The 18,359-nt window shown below is 62.9% G+C and carries 25 protein-coding genes; 18 read left to right on the plus strand and 7 right to left on the minus strand.

The annotated features are described in order from the left end of the window. Positions 1-334: 334 nt before the first annotated feature. A complete protein-coding gene (locus tag ISN75_RS02480; RefSeq protein ID WP_343819526.1) occupies positions 335-1,714 on the plus strand; it encodes a tyrosine-type recombinase/integrase in 1,380 nt (459 codons plus the stop codon). Here the strand turns inward: ISN75_RS02480 and ISN75_RS02485 are convergent. From ISN75_RS02485 to ISN75_RS02510, 6 genes are all read right to left on the minus strand, one after another. Beyond that, positions 1,608-1,835, minus strand: coding sequence for a helix-turn-helix transcriptional regulator (locus ISN75_RS02485; protein ID WP_423385123.1), 228 nt, complete (start codon positions 1,833-1,835; stop codon positions 1,608-1,610). The two genes, ISN75_RS02480 and ISN75_RS02485, sit on opposite strands and share 107 nt — an antisense overlap. 77 nt (positions 1,836-1,912) lie before the next feature. Next, positions 1,913-2,191, minus strand: coding sequence for a hypothetical protein (locus tag ISN75_RS02490; protein ID WP_343819524.1), 279 nt, complete (start codon positions 2,189-2,191; stop codon positions 1,913-1,915). Further along, the gene (locus ISN75_RS02495) at positions 2,188-2,892 is read right to left on the minus strand and encodes an HNH endonuclease signature motif containing protein (protein WP_423385124.1); all 705 of its coding nucleotides are present in this window, start codon (positions 2,890-2,892) and stop codon (positions 2,188-2,190) included. The genes ISN75_RS02490 and ISN75_RS02495 overlap by 4 nt, the downstream gene beginning before the upstream one ends. 133 nt (positions 2,893-3,025) lie before the next feature. Further along, positions 3,026-3,667, minus strand: a complete 642-nt coding sequence (locus ISN75_RS02500) for a hypothetical protein (RefSeq protein WP_343819523.1) — start codon at positions 3,665-3,667, stop codon at positions 3,026-3,028. Continuing rightward, the gene (locus ISN75_RS02505; RefSeq protein WP_343819521.1) at positions 3,664-4,812 is read right to left on the minus strand and encodes a transcriptional regulator; all 1,149 of its coding nucleotides are present in this window, start codon (positions 4,810-4,812) and stop codon (positions 3,664-3,666) included. The genes ISN75_RS02500 and ISN75_RS02505 overlap by 4 nt, the downstream gene beginning before the upstream one ends. A gap of 126 nt (positions 4,813-4,938) precedes the next feature. Next, on the minus strand, positions 4,939-5,631 hold the full coding sequence (locus ISN75_RS02510; RefSeq protein WP_343819519.1) for a S24 family peptidase: 693 nt from the start codon (positions 5,629-5,631) through the stop codon (positions 4,939-4,941). 84 nt (positions 5,632-5,715) lie between these two features. Here ISN75_RS02510 and ISN75_RS02515 point away from each other — a divergent pair, with 84 nt between their 5' ends. The 13 genes from ISN75_RS02515 (at position 5,716) to ISN75_RS02575 (ending at position 15,803) form a co-directional block, all read left to right on the plus strand. Then, positions 5,716-6,000, plus strand: coding sequence for a transcriptional regulator (locus ISN75_RS02515; RefSeq protein WP_343819517.1), 285 nt, complete (start codon positions 5,716-5,718; stop codon positions 5,998-6,000). A 1-nt stretch (position 6,001) separates the two neighbouring features. After that, positions 6,002-6,457 (plus strand): hypothetical protein, encoded by a 456-nt coding sequence (locus tag ISN75_RS02520; RefSeq protein WP_343819516.1) that lies wholly within the window; start codon positions 6,002-6,004, stop codon positions 6,455-6,457. Between the two features lie 172 nt (positions 6,458-6,629). Further along, positions 6,630-7,088, plus strand: coding sequence for a phage regulatory CII family protein (locus tag ISN75_RS02525; protein WP_343819515.1), 459 nt, complete (start codon positions 6,630-6,632; stop codon positions 7,086-7,088). Continuing rightward, positions 7,085-7,381, plus strand: coding sequence for a hypothetical protein (locus ISN75_RS02530; RefSeq protein ID WP_343819514.1), 297 nt, complete (start codon positions 7,085-7,087; stop codon positions 7,379-7,381). Before ISN75_RS02525 ends, ISN75_RS02530 begins: the two co-directional genes overlap by 4 nt. Before the next feature lie 144 nt (positions 7,382-7,525). Then, complete coding sequence (locus ISN75_RS02535; protein WP_343819512.1) at positions 7,526-7,744, plus strand: hypothetical protein; 219 nt, start codon at positions 7,526-7,528, stop codon at positions 7,742-7,744. Then, positions 7,744-8,187 (plus strand): DUF1376 domain-containing protein, encoded by a 444-nt coding sequence (locus ISN75_RS02540; RefSeq protein WP_343819511.1) that lies wholly within the window; start codon positions 7,744-7,746, stop codon positions 8,185-8,187. The genes ISN75_RS02535 and ISN75_RS02540 overlap by 1 nt, the downstream gene beginning before the upstream one ends. A gap of 133 nt (positions 8,188-8,320) precedes the next feature. Continuing rightward, complete coding sequence (locus ISN75_RS02545; protein WP_343819584.1) at positions 8,321-8,641, plus strand: DUF1833 family protein; 321 nt, start codon at positions 8,321-8,323, stop codon at positions 8,639-8,641. A 45-nt stretch (positions 8,642-8,686) separates the two neighbouring features. After that, positions 8,687-9,313, plus strand: coding sequence for a hypothetical protein (locus ISN75_RS02550; protein ID WP_343819510.1), 627 nt, complete (start codon positions 8,687-8,689; stop codon positions 9,311-9,313). Beyond that, a complete protein-coding gene (locus tag ISN75_RS02555) occupies positions 9,310-9,720 on the plus strand; it encodes a C40 family peptidase (RefSeq protein WP_343819509.1) in 411 nt (136 codons plus the stop codon). The genes ISN75_RS02550 and ISN75_RS02555 overlap by 4 nt, the downstream gene beginning before the upstream one ends. 10 nt (positions 9,721-9,730) lie before the next feature. Beyond that, a complete protein-coding gene (locus tag ISN75_RS02560; protein ID WP_343819508.1) occupies positions 9,731-10,072 on the plus strand; it encodes a hypothetical protein in 342 nt (113 codons plus the stop codon). Between the two features lie 59 nt (positions 10,073-10,131). Then, positions 10,132-12,954, plus strand: a complete 2,823-nt coding sequence (locus ISN75_RS02565; protein ID WP_343819506.1) for a host specificity factor TipJ family phage tail protein — start codon at positions 10,132-10,134, stop codon at positions 12,952-12,954. Continuing rightward, on the plus strand, positions 12,954-15,305 hold the full coding sequence (locus tag ISN75_RS02570; RefSeq protein ID WP_343819504.1) for a fibronectin type III domain-containing protein: 2,352 nt from the start codon (positions 12,954-12,956) through the stop codon (positions 15,303-15,305). The genes ISN75_RS02565 and ISN75_RS02570 overlap by 1 nt, the downstream gene beginning before the upstream one ends. A 9-nt stretch (positions 15,306-15,314) precedes the next feature. Beyond that, on the plus strand, positions 15,315-15,803 hold the full coding sequence (locus ISN75_RS02575; protein WP_343819502.1) for a hypothetical protein: 489 nt from the start codon (positions 15,315-15,317) through the stop codon (positions 15,801-15,803). 21 nt (positions 15,804-15,824) lie between these two features. On the opposite strand, the gene ISN75_RS02580 is transcribed toward ISN75_RS02575, so the two are convergent. Then, positions 15,825-16,223: an Arc family DNA-binding protein gene (locus tag ISN75_RS02580; RefSeq protein WP_343819501.1), complete on the minus strand. Its 399-nt coding sequence runs from the start codon at positions 16,221-16,223 to the stop codon at positions 15,825-15,827. Between the two features lie 96 nt (positions 16,224-16,319). Between ISN75_RS02580 and ISN75_RS02585 the strand changes: the two genes are divergently transcribed. The 4 genes from ISN75_RS02585 (at position 16,320) to ISN75_RS02600 (ending at position 18,339) form a co-directional block, all read left to right on the plus strand. Then, on the plus strand, positions 16,320-16,499 hold the full coding sequence (locus ISN75_RS02585) for a hypothetical protein (protein ID WP_343819500.1): 180 nt from the start codon (positions 16,320-16,322) through the stop codon (positions 16,497-16,499). 235 nt (positions 16,500-16,734) lie between these two features. Next, a complete protein-coding gene (locus ISN75_RS02590; RefSeq protein ID WP_343819498.1) occupies positions 16,735-16,995 on the plus strand; it encodes a hypothetical protein in 261 nt (86 codons plus the stop codon). A gap of 251 nt (positions 16,996-17,246) precedes the next feature. Next, on the plus strand, positions 17,247-17,459 hold the full coding sequence (locus ISN75_RS02595) for a hypothetical protein (protein ID WP_343819496.1): 213 nt from the start codon (positions 17,247-17,249) through the stop codon (positions 17,457-17,459). Positions 17,460-17,583: 124 nt separating this feature from the next. Then, complete coding sequence (locus ISN75_RS02600) at positions 17,584-18,339, plus strand: SDH family Clp fold serine proteinase (protein ID WP_343819495.1); 756 nt, start codon at positions 17,584-17,586, stop codon at positions 18,337-18,339. Positions 18,340-18,359: the final 20 nt, after the last annotated feature.

The raw sequence follows: 18,359 nt of genomic DNA on the forward strand, positions 1-18,359 counted from the left end.
GACAGACGACGGGTGTTAGATGCTTTCCGCGGTCACGAAGGGGCGAAATGGACGTCCAAGCGCCATGGCGGGGACTACATGCCGATCCGTTCCGTCATGCCCCGGCAGGCGCGCTATCCTGTGCGCTCCCCACGGCCCGCCCAGGCGGGCGCGAAGTCCGGGCCATGGCCCGTAACACGGTTAAATTCATAGGGTTGCAGCGCTCATGTTGCTGATGATCGACAACTATCATTGGCAGTGCTGCGAGACTTTTCCTGTTGCATCCTGACACGCGAAACCGCGTAGTGGTGCGGTTTCCCAGGCATTCGGTGTTGCCTCCCGTTGCATCCCATGGATGACCAGCGCCGAAAAAAGCGGGTATAACTGCGGGTACGAATCCAGCCCGCGCGTTTATACCCGCATGCCCCTCACCGACGTGAAAATCCGCCAGGCCAAGCCGGCGGAAAAGCCCTACAAGCTCTCCGATGGCCATGGCCTCCACCTGCTGGTGCAGGTCAACGGCAAGAAGGCATGGCGCTACCGCTACCGCCTCGCCGGCAAGGAGAACATGTACGCGCTGGGGTTCTATCCCGAGATCAACCTGGCCCAGGCCCGCGAGGAACACGCACGCGCGGCGCGCCTGGTCGCCGGCGGCACACACCCTGCCCATGAGCGCGCGAAGGGCAAGGCGGAGCGCCTGGCGCAGAACGAGGACACGTTCCGCGTGATGGCGGAGGAATGGATGGGCACGAAGGTGGCCACCGAGACGCGCAAGGGCTGGTCGCCGTACTACGCCGGCCAGGTGCGCTCCTACTTCGAGCGCGACGTGTATCCGACCCTCGGCAACCGGCCTATCACGTCCATCACTCCACACGAGTGGCTCGGCTGCATCAAGGCGGTGGAGAACCGCGGCGCGCCAACGGCGGCGATCCTGCTGCGCCAGAACGTCTCCCAGGTCTACACCTACGCGATCAACAACCTCAAGGCCGAGAGCGACCCGACCTACTCGGTCAGGCGCGCGGTGACCCGGCCGCCGGTGCAGCACGCCGACGCCAAGGACCGGGAGGCGATCAAGGATCTGCTGGGCCGCGTGGCGACCTACGGCGGCAACCGCACCACGGCGCTGGCGCTGCGCCTGATGCTGCTGCTGTTCGTTCGGACCAACGAAATGCGCCGCACGCCATGGGCAGAGATCAGGCCGGCGCTGGCGTCGAAGGTGTGGACGATCCCGGCCGAGCGGATGAAGAAGCGGCGCAAGCACATGGTGCCTCTACCGCGGCAGGCGGTGGCGCTGCTGGAAGAACTGCAGGCGATCACCGGGGCGAACGCCAACCTGTTCCCGAACAACCGCCGGCCGCGCGACGTGATGTCGGCGACGACAGTCAACCGGGCGCTGGAGCATATGGGCTACGCGTCCGGGTACTTCACTGGCCACGACTTCCGCGCGACGGCGTCGACCGCCCTGCACGAAATGGGCTACCGGGACGAGATCGTCGATATGCAGCTTGCACATGCCAAGGAGAAGCGGGGGAAGAGCGGGGCGGCGTACAACCACGCCGCCTACCTGGACGAACGCAAGTCGATGATGCAGGCCTGGGCCGACTACATCGATGCGATCGAGGCCGAGATCACGCCGCAGCCCGCGCCGGATCCTGCGGCGCCTGCGCGCCGGGCCGGTCGTTCTCCTTCTCCTTCATCCAGGCGTTCACCTCGGACTCCACCCAGCGCGAGCTAAGCCCGAGCTTGACCGGCGCCGGGAACTTGCCCTTGTCGATCCAGCGGTAGATGGTGCTGGCGCTCTTCATGTTCAGTTTCTGCAGGACGTCTTTGATCGTAAGGTAATTGGACTGCGTCATGGCGGTTCGAGTCTCCAGGCTTTATGCAAGGCAGGGCTAGTCGCCTCTGATGTAATAGCTGCAACTAGCCCGCTTTGTTATTTCCGGGGTTGTGGGTCGCTAGCTATTTCGAGTGGGGTATGGGTGGTATTGCTTTTCGTTGGTAGCTGATTGGCATCGGATGGAATAAATCCGGTACCTCTAACGCTGTCGGTGGCTCGGAGAAAATCGACCTCGACTTTCACGGAGTTAATGATAGTTTGCGCGATGGTGGCGCCTAGCGTGTAGCGCTCCTTATCGATCTTTACATCCTCGTCCATGACGTTTTCCATCATTATGAATAGGTTGTCGCGGAGATCCTGCATCTTGTTCTTCATTTGGTGGTCTCCATTCTGCGCTTAAGCAGTCTCAGTAAGCTCATTGCACTGCGAAGCTCAGTTGGATACTGATAGAATGGATTCTGCTTTAGGTGATCGGATCGCGGCATCAGGACAAGATTATCGATCGACAAGTTTGATCGATTGCCATCCTTGAACTTGAGAACAAAGTCGACGGGTATGGGGCCATTGGTTTCTTCCCATAAGACGTGATGGGCTCGCTTCCAATCTTGCGACCTAGCGCCGGTGTCTGTGACCTTTACATACCTATAGCCGTGCATTATTCGCTCTGCACCTATGGGTGTTCTAGGCATTGATGATCGGCTTCTCGCCAAGCCGTATGCTGCTACTGCAGCCTTAATGCGCGATGCAGATTTCCCCATCAGTGAGGCGACTTGAGACGCAGTGTGAGTCGCATACAAGCACTTAAGCCTCTCGATATCAGCAAGAGTCCATGGATTGCAACGGGGATTTTTGATATCGATGCGTCGCGGTGCCTTTTTGAGTTTCAAGTGCGTTACTTTGCCCCGCACACTGGTCTGACTTCTGCCGATCTTTTTTGCTACCAGCCACAGTGGATTATTCGGCCATAGCTCATGCAGCTGGCTTACTTCCTCTGCCGACCAAGGACGAGGGTTGGACCTTCCATCTTTAGGTAAGTCGCCGACATTGGCTGCGGCTCTATCAGTTCTAGTTCTCATTGCTTTGTTCCAGATTTGTGCGGAATTCGCACGCTCTGAACGTAGCTCCTTGTTGTTCGCGGCGATTTCTATCAGATCACGGCTTGCGACAATCCATAACGGATAGAGGTTTTCTCGAACACGATCACCAACATTACTCCAGCAGCAATTCGAGGCTATTGCCGGCCATGATCTCGGCGCCAGGCATTGCGGCCATCTGCTCTTTCAGCCGGTGCATTCGGGCTCTCTTGTCCTGGTACGCCTTTTCGTCCAGGATCAGGCCCGCGTTGGCGAGCCGAAGGGCCTTATCCACATCGAACTGCGTGAACTCCTTGGCGTGATCGCGGGCTCCGCATCGGGCGGCGTGCTCGATGGTTTTAAGGAAGCCGTAGAGTTGGCCGCGCAGGGAATAGTGCTCATCCATACCCGCCTCGGTTTGCCTATCGACCCCGTCTAGACGCTCCATCAGGTCAATGATGATGTGAGACAGGTAGCTTCCCGACACGCACGCACCGCCGTCTTGCGATATGGCGCGCAGGAAGAATCTGGCCATGATGGATCCGATTCGCCAGCCTGGTTCGTAACCCGTCGTGGCGGGCACTGCCCAAAAATTCAGTCCGACGTTGACGGCGCTTTCGCTGGGACGCGCCACGAACGGGCATCCATGCAAGGGAATATTGGCGTCAGGGTCATAGCGGAACTTGAAAGGTTCCGGGGCGGTGGGGTCACGGTTGGTCTCCGCGGGCGGTTTCACCTTGCGCGGGTTGCTGAGGCGCTTCTGCGCCACCGCGCTCATGCCTGCGCTCCCGGCTTCGTCAGCTGAATGAGCGTGGTGTGGACAGCGTTGTGCAGCTCCTCGGCGAGGCAGAGCATATGGACAGCCGACCAACCGGCCGGGCTCAGCTTCGCCATGTCCTCGCAGGTCAGCACCCGCAGCGCCGAAGTGAAGAAGCCCGCGATGTCGTTCAGCGCATCGTCGAGCGTCGCATATGGCGTTTCCAGCGAATCGGGCGCGTCAAACTTGAGCGAAGGAACCCAGCTGATGTTCAAGCCGGGTATCACCGGCGGCACATATGCCGGATCGATGTGAAGCGGGTGCTGGAAGATGTCCAGCGTGCCAGCAGCAGACGGCGCCGGCAGGGCCACCAGCGCCCTTTCGGGATCGATCTGTTCCGGATGCTCCCGACGGATGCGCTGCGCCTCCTCCCACAGTTCCTTGTCACGGGTTACCGGGAACGTCTGATGGTCGGCGCAGCCGAACTTCTTAAAAAGCGCGTCCCGCGCATCGTCATGGAAGTCGTAAAGCATCCCGTAGCAGTAATGGAACATACGGTCGTCGCTAGCCTTCCGACCGGCTTCGAACAGCTCGTACAGCGCATGGTCGTCCCACTTCTCAACGCCCTTGAACATGGCGCCGATCTCTTTGAGAGCCTCTTTTCCCCACTCATCGACTTGGCCGGCGATGTAGCCCTGATATTGCGGCGACAGCGTCGGGAACAATTTGGCAGCCAGGTGCACCAGCGGCGCCTCATCGACGTCCCCCGGCATGTTGCGCAGGTACTCATTCTGTCGGATCGCGCGCAGCTTAGAGAAGGTGCGCCCGTCGTTACGTACGCACTGCGCGGCGTAGCCGGGTTCGGTGCCATCGAGCGGGGTGATGTAGCCCACGACGATGCCGTTGTCGCGAACCCAATGCAGGTCCGGACGCAGCGCTTCGCAGGTGACGTCAGCAGCACCAGCGCCCGAGCAAATGCTCTCGATCTGGATGCAGTAAGTGGGGTCGATCTCGCGGCGGCTGCAGCGCCAGTGGCCGATCAGCCCACGCGAGACGCCGATCTTCTCGGCCAGGCTTTCATCGGTGCCGCCGGCCGCCTGCACCGCCGCGTCGATGACCGCGAACCGGTGCAGGGGGATGGCGCATGCCATATTCGGGTGTCCCATCGCGTTGCCCTCCGTGTCGGGCTGTTGCAGATGGGAAGACGATAGCTCTTAGCTAGACGCAATGTCAATAGCTAAAAGCTAGACAACCAAAAACAAGCTAGCGCCTTAGCTTTTGATGTCTAGCGCCTAAATGATCCGTCCGCTCCTGGGCAGAATGCCGGCCACATGGTGGACGGACTCTATCTCGGTATCGCGCAGGACTTGGCGATCATCTTGGTTTGTGCTGATCGCGCTCAAGGTATACCAACCATCGTGATACCACAGGTATTCCTTCAAAGTGCTGCGCCCGTCCTTGAGCTTCACGAGGACGAACTCGCCTCCTTTGGGCGGCTTGCCAGGTTCAATGATCACATACCAGCCGGAGCGGATTGCCGGAGACATAGCAGTACCGTTGACCTGCAAAGCGTAGGCATTGGGATCCTTGGTGTGGAACTCGAAATAGCCGCCGTTTTCGTCTGATGGGCGGTCCAAGTCATGCCAATAGCCAGCCAGATCTAAACTCGCAGCTCCCGTGATAGGCACCCGCCGAAAGGCTGCAGGAGAGGCTTCCCCGCCAATTGCTTCGAGCTTTGGCGCAGGAGGGTTGGTGCTACTCGGATGATCGGCGTCCAACCAACCGATTGGAACTTGTAGCGCTTGCTCGATCACTCGCGCGAGCTTGTCGCCGATGCCGCGACTGGCCGGGTTGGATGGGTCCAATGTCCATTGGTAGACCTGGTTGCGATCGCGCTTTATGCGCGCCGCTACCGCCGATTGGCCGCCTTGCTCCGCCATGAGCTTGACGAAGTTCTCTCTGCGCAAGTCTTTGATTGGCTTCATACAGCAATGATATCCCTTTGCTAGACGCAGCGCGTCTAGCGAAATGCTTGATTTGCTAGATAGCAAAGAGCTAGCATCCGCGGCATGGACCTCACCACCTATATCGCCGACGTCGCCGTCCGGAAGCGCCTCGCCGCCGCCCTCAACAGCAACCCCCACTACCTGTACCAGGTTGCCACGGGCCGCCGCCGGCCGAGCGAGGCGCTTTCCGCTGCCATCGAGGCGGCGACGGGTGGAGCGGTTTCGTGCGAGAGCCTGCGTCCCGACCTTGATTGGGAACGGAATGACCAGGGCCGGGTGATTGGATATCGCGCCCGGGTCGCGCCTGTTGTGCCTGACGCCTCGCCGCTTACGAGCGAGGCGCAGTGAAATGACGTTGCTGTCTTCCATGGTGTTCTCCCCTGTGCGGTGTTTGTGCGGCGAAGTTATCCGCCACACGAAGGCGCTTCTACGTTCGCGTGCGAAGCCGGTGAACGTGTATCTGCGCGCTTCGGAAGCTACGGGGATCAGCTCATCGATCCCCCTGACCGATGAAGCGGTGGAGCTGCTGCGCCGTGCATTTGCCGGCAAGTACATGGGAGAAAACGGCCCGGAGCTGCTCCTGCCGCTGTTGCGCAAGAGGGACGGGCGCCTTGCTGTCGCGCGGCCGCTTCCGCGCATGCGACCAATCTACCGCTCGATCGGCCTGGGCTGGTGGCAGCACATGGGATGGCTCACGCCGTTCGGCCATCGCATCCCGCGTGACGCCGCGCTGGGTGGCGGCGACTTCGCAATCAATCGCAGCGCCGCGCCGCTCCTTTCGTCTTCGCGAGGTATCGAACCGTGACCGCATCCGTGCCTGCCCAGGTGCCTGGGCCGCAGAAGGTCGTGCCGTTGGCGCCGCGCGCACCGGCACCGTCCGCGCCGCTTCCGAAGCCGCAGCCCGTCAAGCAACCGCTCGCACCACCACCGGTGCAGCCCGCGCGGCCGGTCGCCGCCACCTCCCTGGAGCAAGCCGCATGAACATCATCGACGCCGCGCACGCGACCGTGCAGCGCTATCCGGGCGGCAGTGAATCGCTGGGCCCGCGCATCGGCATATCGCCGGCGGTGCTGCGCAACAAGGTCAACCCGAACACCACCACGCACCGCCTGGCGCTCGAAGAGGCGGACGAAATCATGGGCGTGACGGGCGACTTCCAGATCCTGCACGCGCTGGCGCAGCGGCACGGCTTCTCGCTGACGAAGCTGGACGACACCGAGGCAACGCCGAACATCACCACTGGCGTGCTGGCGCTGAACGCCGCGATCGGCGACCTGTCGCGCTCGATCGCCGATGCGATCGCCGACGGCCGCATCACCCCGAATGAATTGAAGGGCATCGACGCGGCGGCCTCGGCCGGCCAGCAGATGCTCATCACGTTGCTGTCCAGCGTCCACACCAGCTCCGGCGAGCGCCGGATCGGAGCCGCCGCATGAATGCGCAGATTCGCGACCCGCACGAGTACTCGGCCCGCGAGGCCGCCGACCAGTTCATCGCCCACCTGCAGCACCGCCGCGCCTTTCCGCTCATCAAGCGCGAGGGCGATTTCCTGGTGCTGTTCGACCGCTACGAAGACGGCACCGAGCGCGAGACCTACGACGTGCCCGTGGCCGACCTGCAGCGCGCCGCTGGCGTCGGCTTCTGGATCCGGCAGCTGGCGCCCAAGACCTGGGTAACGAAGGAGCACCTGGAGCTGCTGGCGCAGGCCGCGATCGATCTGAACGCCTAGGAATTTTTCGTCTCTCCGCATGAGAAATGCGTGCGGAGAATCGTGGTTCAAACCGCATTGCCTAACGCCGGCCTGATCTCCGGCGGACAGCCCGAGCCTAGCGGGTTGGCGTGCGGCCATTCACTAGGCATCTAGGAGACGACAGTGTCCGACGTAGACAAGCGAGATCTTCGCCTGGTTATCCAGGATCGCCCACAGGTATCCGTGGAGATTACCGAGTTCGGCGACGTGAGGATCGCCACCGCCACCATTTCCGACGGCTTCGACAGCGTCGATCACAACGACGTGATCATCCCGCTGGGTGATCTTCCGGAGGTGATCGGCACTCTCCAGGCCATCTGGAAAGAACGCGGGGGTAATTGATGAAAGCGCTCGTTCCCGCTGCCGTAGACCTGCGCGACTTCGCGTTCATGCCGGTGGACGTCCATCGCCTGCTGACCTCGGAAACGTGGGTGCTCGGCAGCGGGGATGAGCGTGCCGCTGCGATGACGTTGTGGCTGGCCAGTTGGCACCAAGTGCCGGCTGGCTCGATTCCCGGCAATGACCGGATGCTGGCGCACCTGTCGATGGCGCGAGACTGGCCCAGCGTGAAGGAGCATGTCCTGCGTGGCTGGCAGCTGGCCGACGATGGCCGTTACTACCATCCGGTCGTCGCCGAAAAGGTGCTTGAGGCTTGGCTGGAGAAGCTGGCGCAGCGCCTCAGGAGCGGATCCGGCAATGTCGTTCGATGGAATGCGGTGTTCGATCCGGAGCCGATCGAGCACGAAATGCAGCTTGCTCGCGATCTCCTGACTACGTCGGCGTAGCGATCGACTATGCCAACGAAGTCCTTGCCGACAAGAAGCGGGAGCACCACGGCCTGTTGATCCAGCAGGCGGCGAAGCGCTTCCTAGCGGACCTCAAGCGCGCCAAACCGTCTCCCGCACGGACGGCAGCTACCTGCCATTTGCGTTCCAGGTGAACCTGCCGGATCAGCGCGAGGACCAGGTGCCGCAGGTCACGATCACCTTCGACAATACGGACCTGTCGATCAATTCGGCGATCCGCGACCTCACTGGTATGCCGGCGGTGACGCTCGACGTAGTGCTGGCGAGCCAGCCGAACACCATCGAGGCCGGCCCGTTCGCCTTCTCGCTATCCGACATCACCGCCACCACCGAGACGATCACCGGCACGCTGGCGTACGAAGAGGACGTCTTTTCCCAGGCCTGCCCCGGGCAGCAGTACCTGCCCACGAACAGCCCCGGGCTGTTCCTCTGAACTAACCGCGTGCCAGGATGCAGCCACACCGACAGGGGAGTGGCTATGGACTGGCATCTATCGATGTGGCTCGGCAACGCCATTGGAAGCTCTATCGGCTTCCTGGCGCTGGTGCTTGGCGCCTTGCTGAACGCGCATCTGAATCGACGAAGGGATGACCGTATGCGTGGTGAGAACGTGGATTCGGTGTTGGCCGCCGCCGTTGCGGAATTGATCGCGATGAGCTTGGCGCTCAAGGACCGCCTGGGCTACCTCCACTGGTTCGTCCATCAGCCGAATCCAAGCGCGGATGTCGAGGCAGTTGCTGCGCGCTGCGCGCCACCCATCAGCATCGTGCTGGACAAGATCGGCGGGCAGCTCGGTCTACTTGACCCCAAAACCACCGGCGATGTGGTGCGCTTCTGGTATGAGCTTCAGCTACTGCGGAACCTGCTGCAGGCCTCACTTATCGAATTGCGGGGCGGCGTGCTTAATCAGAACGTCATGCATGAGCGCGCGGGACGTGCCAACGATCTGTACGCAAAGATCGATGAACTGGCGGATCGCCTCAACGGGACCGGCGCCAAGTTCGTCCTGGCCGATGCCGACGAGCTGCGCAAAGACCTCGCGATGAAGCCGGGCACCTACCACGCTGAGTGGGTCGCCAGAAAGATCGGCGCGGCGCAGCCGTGATCCCCGCCTGGGCCGGCCCCTACGTGGGCCTGCCGTACGCCGACAAGGGCCGCACGCGCGACGGCGCGGACTGCTGGGGCGGCGTGCGGCTGGTGCTGGCGGAGGTGTTCGGCCTGCTGCTGCCGGACTACGGCGACGCCTACCCCTCGGCCGAGGATAGGGCGGCGGTCGCTGGCGCGGTGGCGGCGGGCTTGGCCGCTGGCTGGGAGCCGGTTTCGGCGCCCGCCGCCGGCGACCTGCTCATACTCCGCATCGCCGGCCGCCCGTGGCACTGCGGGATCTTGGTCACGGCCGACCGGTTCCTGCATTGGCCGCCGCGGGCCACCAGCTGCATCGAGCGCCTGGATTCCCCGCAGTGGGCGCGGCGGATCGAAGGGGTATATCGTATTGGTCGAACTGGGGAATGAAGGATCGACTATGCGACACGTACTGCTTGGGATGTGCGTATGCCTGTTGGCTGGATGCTCCACCTATTCGGGCATTCAAAGTAAGCCGCCGGCGCATGCGGCAGATTCTGCCCTTGCTCCGCAGCAGGTTGCAGAGTGCGTCGCGAAGAAATGGATGGACTTCAATTCGACCACGCACGTAACCACCGACGGAGATACACGCGTGGTCGTCATGCCGACGGGTGGCATCGGCGCCGAGGCGGTGATGACGACATTTACGGCGACGCCAATGGGAACCGGGAGCCGAGTGGAAATGCGCACCACGCTGGGAAACATGAATAGTCTGTGGGAAAAAGCGCAGACCTGTATCTAACCGCCCTTCGAGGCGATGACGAAAGCCCGCCACTCGGCGGGCTTTTTTTATGGGCGATCATGACCTACGAATGCACCGTTGTTGCGCAGCCGAACGTGATGAACGGCGATGAGCGCGTCTTTGCCCAGTTCCAAGCTGGCCAGTCGATTTCCGAAATGCTTGGCGAGTTCGCCAGCCATGCCTGCGAAGTGCAGATCGGCGGTTATCCAGTGCCTCGCGCGATGTGGGCGAAGGTGAAGCCGCGCGCCGGTCAGTACGTGCATGTCGTGGTGTTTCCACAAGGCGGGAACGGCGGAAAAATCCTTCGCATTGCTGCCATCGTCGCGTTGACCGCTGTTGCAGGTCCTGTGGGTACGTGGCTCGGCGCGACCATAGGCGTTTCAGCGGCAGTCGGTGCCGGCATCGTCATGGCTGTCGGCTCGCTGCTTATCAATGCACTGATTCCGCCGCCCTCGCAAAAGGCCTCCGGCGGTGGTGGCGATCCGTTCAACCAGCTGGCGACGATCACAGGCACGAGCAACCAGGCCGCGCCATACAACGTGATCCCGTGCGTTGTCGGCTCCTACCGGATGTTCCCGCCACACGCCGCGCTGCCCTATACCGAGATCAGCGGCAACGACCAGTATCTGCGCATGCTGCTGGACTTGGGCTATGGCGACCTCGATGTTTCGGATATCCAAATCGGCTCGACGCCGATCGAGAACTATGACGACGTCGAGTGGCAGATCAGCACCACGCCCACGTTGTTCTCGCAGGACATTTTCGAGGCCTCGGTGGGAACGCCGCTGAATAACAGCGGCGACACCGACACGCGCACGACGCAGGCCGGTACCACGGAAATCTCGCTCGACATCGTGTTCAGTGGCGGCTTCTACGGCATCGACAACAAGAACCGCACCGTCAGCGGGTCGACCAGCTTCACGGTGCAGTACCGGGCGGTCGGATCGGGCACCTGGACGAATGCCAATGGCGCTACGGGGCTCAGCCTAACCGGCGGCCTGACGAATGGCGGCTCGACCTTCAACATTTCCAGCTCTGCCAAGCAGACGCTGCGCACGGGCATTCGGTGGACGGTGCCCAGCGGCCAGTATGACGTCAAGGTCACCCGCGGCACGACGGCCTTTACCGGCGTCCAGTTCGCGCAGAGCGCGGCCGCCTGGTCGGTGCTGCGCTCGATCAACCCGCAGCTGCCCAGCACTACCGGCACGCTGAAACTGGCCGTGCGCATCAAGGCCACCGACCAGCTGCAGGGCGTGGTGCAGAACCTGTCCGTGCTGGCCTCGCAGAAGATTCCGCGGTGGGACAAGGGCGCGCAGGCGTGGTTGCCCGACGTGGCCACCAACAACCCGGCGTGGATCTATGCCTGGCTGATGACGCGATGCCCGGCCGTCATGCGCCGGTTGCCGGACTCGCGGCTGGACCTGGATGGCATTGCCGACTGGGCGAGCGAGTGCGACACGAAGGGGCTGCAGATCGGGTTCGTGATGGACAGCTCCCGCGCGTTCGGCGATGTGGTGCGCGACGTGCTGGCCGCCGGCCGGGCCAGCTTCGGGCTGCGCAATGGCCGGTACAGCGGCGTGCGCGACCTGTCGCAGACCGTGCCGGTGCAGATGTTCACGCCGGTGAACAGCTACGGCTTCAGCTATGCCCGCGTGTTCAGTAATCCGCCGCATGCGCTGCGGGTGAAGTTCACCAACCCGGAGGCGAGCTGGCAGCAGGACGTCCGCGTCGTCTACTGGGACGGCTACGACGCCACCAACGCCACGCGGTTCGAAGAGCTGGACCTGCGGATGGTGATCGACCCGGACGCCGCGTGGCGCCTCGGGCGCTATCACCTGGCGGTGATCTGGAAGCGGCCGACCACGTACACCTTCAACGCCGACATCGAGCACATGGTGTGCGAGCGCGGCGACCTGGTGCACGTCGCGCACGACATCATCGCCTGGGGCACGGCCTGGGGCCGCGTGAAGGCGCTGGGCGGCAGCAGCATCACCCTGGATGGCCCGGTGACCCTGGAGTCGGGCAAGAGCTATCAGGTACGTATCCGCGGCGCCAATGGCACCGAATCAACCGCCAACGTGACCAACGGGGCGGGCACCTGGATCTCGCTGACACTCGGCAGCACGCCGGCGGGCTCGCCGGGCGACCTGTTCGTGCTGGGCGAGGTGAACAGGACGGTGGCCGAGCTGGTCGTGAAGTCGGTACTGCCGTCGAACGACCTGACGGCGCAGCTGGTATGCATCGACGCCGCGCCGGACGTGCTGACGGCCGACGCCGGCACGCCGCCGCCCTTCGTGAGCGACATCACCGGCGTGTCCTGGTGCGCACCGCCGGATCCGCCGGTCGTGACCATCCGGGCCGGCGACAGCGCCGCGGACGATGCCGGCGTGGTCCAGGCCAGCCCGGGCGTCTCGGGCGCGCCGGCGCCGGGCATCTACCGCGTGCCGATCGCCGCCGGCGGCTGCGTGGTGGTCGACTCGCTGCTGCCGGACATGCGCCGGGCCGGCGAGGTAGCCGTGGGCGATTACCTGCAGATGGCCGACCAGGTGACGCTGGCCGACCGCACCGACCGGGTGACGTACAGCGAACCGAAGCTGCAGCCCTGCGTCGAGATCGTCACCAGCTCGGGCGCGGTGCTGCGCTGCTCGACGTCGGCGCCGATCCCGACGCCCGACGGCGTGGTGCTGGCGCCCAGGCTGGCCGGCCGCCAGGTCGCGGTGCAGGACGGCAACGGCATGCGCTGGGAGGCCGTGGCCAGCCTGCGCGGCATCGGCATGCAGGTCGTGCAGCACATCACCGTCAGCGACGGTTGTTTTTGGGCTGGCGCTGAGCCGGGCCGCTACATCCTCCACCACAACAAACGCGCCGCCGAGGTTGAGTAATGGCCGCATCCGCCCCCGTCCAATACGAAATCCGCTGGCGCGAGACGGGCACGCTGCAGTGGAGCAAGGTCACCACGGCGTCGGTGACGTCCGAGCTGGTGGTGACCGGCCTCGATCGCTCGAAGAGCTACGACTTCGAGGTGCGCGCCGTGTCGGCGTGCGGCGCGAAATCGGTATGGGTGCCGAGCGGCTACAGCGTGCCCAACTCGTCGGCGCCGCCGGCGGTGGCCACGCTGGCCGCCCAGTCGGTTTCCGATGGCGTCCTGCTCACCTGGACCACGTCCACCACGCCGCCCGCCGGCGTGGAGTATGAGGTATGGCGCAGTGATACCAGCGGCGGCACCTATGCGCTGCTCAACCGCGCGCGCACGCTCAGCTACACCGACGGCATCACCGACGGCGTGGTGCGCTGGTACAAGGTTCGGGCGATCAACTTCGCCGGCGTCACGGGTGCCTATTCGCCGATCGTCAGTGGCCGCGGCAAGACCTCGGCGGATGGCGCCGACGTCACCGGCCAGCAGACCGGCATCAATGTCGGCAATCCGTACTTCCAGAAGGATCTGTCCAAGTGGACGCCGGATCATTCGCCGGGCTGGTACTGGGAGACGGGCACGGGCAACAACCCTGACCCGACCTTCAACACCTACGTTGTGCACGCCGGCAGCACGGCCATGGCCGGGTCGACGGCAACGGACAACCTGCGCAACAGCTTCCACATCAACGTTCGACCAGGTCAGCAGGTGGTGGCTACGTGCTGCGTGAAGGCGATCGGCGCGCCGAATGCTGGCGCGCTGGCTTACGCCCGGATTTCCTGGCGCGACATCAACAATGCCGAGCTGTCGACCTCGGTGCCGGATGGCAGCACCGCTTACCCGCGTTGCGGTTCGGCCGGCACGGGCACCTACACGCAGTGCGTGACCAAGGTGGTGGCGACGGCGCCGGCGAACGCGGTCTACGCCGTGTGCGAGCTGGCGGCCGTGTCGCACACCACGGGTTATTTCACCTACTGCGGGGCTACGATCAACATCCAGCCCAGCAGCCTGGATGAGGTGCCCGATAGCTCGGTCTACACGCGCGGCATCCAGTCGTCCGTCGCCGAGCTGGTGGACAACGCCGACTTCGAGGCCAGCACGTCCTCGACTCCGGTGCCGGGGTGGACGGGCGGCAGCGCCAATCTCTCGTATGCCACCGCCGGTGCTGCCTTCGCCGGCAATCAGAGCCTCGCAGTGACCACGTCGCAGCAGTACGGTGCGGCGGTCAGCAACCGCGTGTATCCATGCAGCCCGGGCGACGTGTTCCTGATCTCGGCGGCTATGGTGAACTGGATCAACACCGGCCCCACGTATGCGCAGCTGGTGTTCTTCGACAAGAACGGCACCGTGGTCGGCTCGGGTGGCCCGTCGACGACGTCCGGCAGCTGGAACACCTACCAGCAGCAGGTGACGGCTCCGGCGGGCTCGATCTCGTTCCGCCTCTATCTGCAGAACAACGGCCCGGCCGGCTCGCAGTCGGCGTTCGACGGCGTGCGGCTGTCGCGCTTGCGCAGCCTGGCCACCGAGGTGAAGGGCACGCTGAGCACGCAGCGCAACCTGCCCACCGTGTCGTTCGGGAACTATGGCAGCGGCTGGATCGGCCTGTCGTTCGGCTACAACGCAACGCCCACTACGGCGACCATCACCGCCACCGCGGCCACGCTGCAGGCGGGCAATGACACGATCTCGTACAACGCATCCGCCGTCGGCGTCACCGGCTCGGCTGGCGCCACGGTGAAGTTCTACCTGTACTACGACGATCCGAACCTCACGGGTGGAAGCCAGACCCTGCAGGCCACTACCAACAACATCACTGCGATGGCGAACAACAACCGCCTGCTGCTGGGTACTGCGACGGTGGTGTTTCCCACCAGCGGCACCGGTGGCGGCTCCGGCGGCGGCGCATGCGTCACCGTCGATTCGTGGCTACCGGGCCACGGCGAGGCCGGCGCGATTGCGGTGGACGACCTGCTGGAGCTGGTGGTGGACGCCGCCACGTTCCGCCGCCGCGCGGGACGCGTGACCTACGCAGTGCGGAAGCTGGCGCCGTGCGTGCGCATCATCACCGAGAGCGGTATCTCGCTGGACTGCTCCACCACAGCGCCGATTCTCTGCAGCGATGAATCGTTGGTGCTGGCGCCTGACCTGGCCGGCCGACTGATCCCCGTCAGCGATTTCGGCGATCACCGCCACGAGCGCGTCGCCGCGGTCGAGGACATCGGCGAGCGCGAGGTCATCCACATCACCTGCGAGAACAGCGTGTTCCTCGCCGGACGCACGCGCGGTCGCTACATCGGCCACCACAACCTGAAACCCTGAGAGGGCAGCATGAGCTATACGAAGGTTTCCCCACAGCCACAGCTGCGTGATCCCAACAACGACGATATCGCAGCCCCCGGTCTCTATCCCAGCGAGGTGGCCGTGCAGCTCGACACCGGCGAGTTCGTGGCGGTCTACGTCGAGCGTACGTGGCAGGAAAACAACGCGGGCCTGGCGTTCTACACCTCGGCCCGCCTCATCAATGCCGACGGCAGCACCAAGTTGTGCGTGGCCGGCAAGGAAATCGTGATCGAGGTCCGGACTGCCAGCGTGCAGAAGGACATCCAGGACTATGGTGCCGACGCACTCACGAAGGAGCATGTCCTCGCCGTGCTGGGTGAACCCACCACGCAGGTTGCCGTGCCCGATGGCCAGCCCGGCGAAACGATGTCGATGATGCGCTGGGACGCCAACTTCCTGGCCAACATCAGCATTCGACAGGCGATCGCTGCGGTGGCGTGCGCCGGTCAGGTGACCTCGCTGGCTGATCTGCTGTAATCGAGAACAATCAAGGCGAGATCAAGCGGAGTGCGTTTTCTTCGACTGTAGGCGCTTTTCCAGCAAGGCGAGCGCGCGTGCCGATTCGTTCTCAAGCATCTGGAACACTTCAAGCTGCTCTTCCAGCTCCCTCAACTGGACCGCGGCAGTCGGATCACGATCTCCCGTGATCGTCACCAGCCTCGATCGGAGGTACATGACCCGTTCTCTGGTCATGGCTATTTCCATTTCGAGGCGCCGCAACTCCTCCCGACGGTTATGCATAAGGGCCGTTTCGATGCTCGGGAAGCTGTCTTCCAGCCGCTGGACGATCTCCGCGGTTATGGAGCGGGCATTTTCGGCGGCCGCGATCTCCAGCCGCTCTTTGAGCAGCGCGGGCAGCCGAAGCTTGAACTGGGTTAGGGATGTCTCATCGGCCATACCCGATATGTTGGACCAGAGTGGTCCTTGACACCAACGGACCAAAGTGGTCCCATGGTTCGTAACGGACCAATATGGTCCCTCGGAGAAGCGGCCATGCCCAGCACGAACGCGCCCAGCTGGACGAAGATCAAGCTGGACGAAGACCTTAAGCAATACCTCAAGCACCAGGCCGTCGACAACGGCCACAGCCTTGCCCAAGAGATCAGCGAACGCTTGGAGCGATCGCGCAAGCTCGATGAGCGCGGCCCGGTGCCGTCGAAGCGGCCACCGTAGGGCAGGGGAGAAAACCCGCGGAATAAGTGGACCCTTTCGCCGGTAGGCGGGGCTTGCGCGACGGTAGGCTGGTGGTAAGACGGATTTTGAGGGCCTGGAAAAGCCCTTGTTACGGCCTTCCAAACGAAGGCAGGACTGGTCAAGCTGGTGACGGCTGGCCAGAAAAGCGAAAGCCCCGGTGTTTGCGGCACCGGGGCTTTCTGGAACGTAGTGACCCGACAAAGGAATCAACCACATGCACGAGGATACGGCGGCGGCCGACCACACGCAACCTCACGTTTTTGCGCTCGATCGAGCGCCGCTGGCCGAACAGGTGGCTGAGCTGCGCCGCGAACTCGACGAGACCTTCGATTCGCTTAATTGGCAGGAGCGTTGCAACGCCCGCCTTCGGGGACTGCTTTACACCTGCCAAGTCGAGGGAAGGGCGCCCAGGGATGTCGAGATTCGCTTTGCCATGGCCTACCGAGTCGAGCCGGGCCGCGTGGCTAGATCGTAAGTCATGGTGCGGCTAACTGACGCACCCGATGCTCCAGTGCCTATACTCTAAAAATCAATTGGTTATATTGTGCGCCGTTAAAATGCGGCTGTCGCTACGTTCACAAAATTCTTGTGGCGACGTTAATAACCTTGATGTACAAACGCGCCGTGGAACATGAGTGTTCCACGAACGGGCACGCAGCTAGGGGGTGGTTGCGGCCCGTTTCCGTACCCAACTCTCGTTGCGGACGTCAAAAGGATGGTGCACTGATGAACGAGGCTGATATCTACGCAATGTTTGAGCGCATGGGGCTGGACCCTAAGCAGCGCGAGCGAGAGGAACAGCTAAACGAGTATCAGTACGAGGGCGAGGGTGATCGGCGCGACGGCAAGGTAGTGTCCTATCGCACCGTACTGTCGGATGGAACAGGCCAATCTATGCTGGGGGGCACGGATGCCAAATTGGAGCAAGACGCTCGCTGAGCTTCGGAACAACTCGCAAGGCCCGCACGACCGGCTGCGGCACAAGTGGCTTAAGAAGCTTTCCGGCCATACTGGTCGTAATGTGCTTGTTTACTATTCCGGGTGGCTCCAAAAGGGCCGCCGCATGCCAGGTGTCGATTTCGCGATCAGCGACGCTGACAAGACTGGGTTGATGTCCTGCTCGCACGGGGTCGACCGTTCCAAAGGTTTGGACCTTGTTTTGCACACGCCGGGCGGCGATGTGGCGGCGACGGAATCTATCATCGACTACCTCCATTCGCTTTACGACGGAAATATCAGGGCAATCGTGCCGCAGCTTGCCATGTCTGGCGGGACGCTGATGGCGGTATCGTGCCGCGACATTGTTATGGGAAGGCAATCGAGTCTCGGACCTGTGGATCCGCAGATCGGTCACTGGGCCGCACAGGGCGTCATCGAAGAATTCAAGCGCGCCGTTGACGAGACGACCAAGAATCCCGCATCGATTCCGATGTGGAACCAGGTCATTCAAAAGTATTGGCCCACGCTGATCACCAATTGCGAACACGCAATCAATTGGTCGGATGATCTTTTACGGACCTATTTGGCCAATTGCATGTTCGCAGATCTCAGCGAGGCGGAGCGAAACCCAAAGATCGAGGCTATCTCGGACCTGCTTGGTAAGCAGGCCACCTCAAAGAACCATGCTCGCCATATCAATCCAACCAAGGCTAAGGCAGCGGGCCTTAGGATTGTGGACCTTGAGGGTGACCAAAAGCTGCAGGATTACGTCTTAACTCTGCATCACGCACTTACGATCACGATGTCCGAAACTAGGTCGGTAAAGATCATCGAGAACGACCAGGGCAGTTCCTATGTGACGGCGGCTGTGGAAGTCTGAAAGCGCCGCGGGAAGCACCA

The sequence above is a fragment of the Dyella marensis genome, from assembly GCF_049532885.1.
Lineage (GTDB): Bacteria > Pseudomonadota > Gammaproteobacteria > Xanthomonadales > Rhodanobacteraceae > Dyella_D > Dyella_D marensis.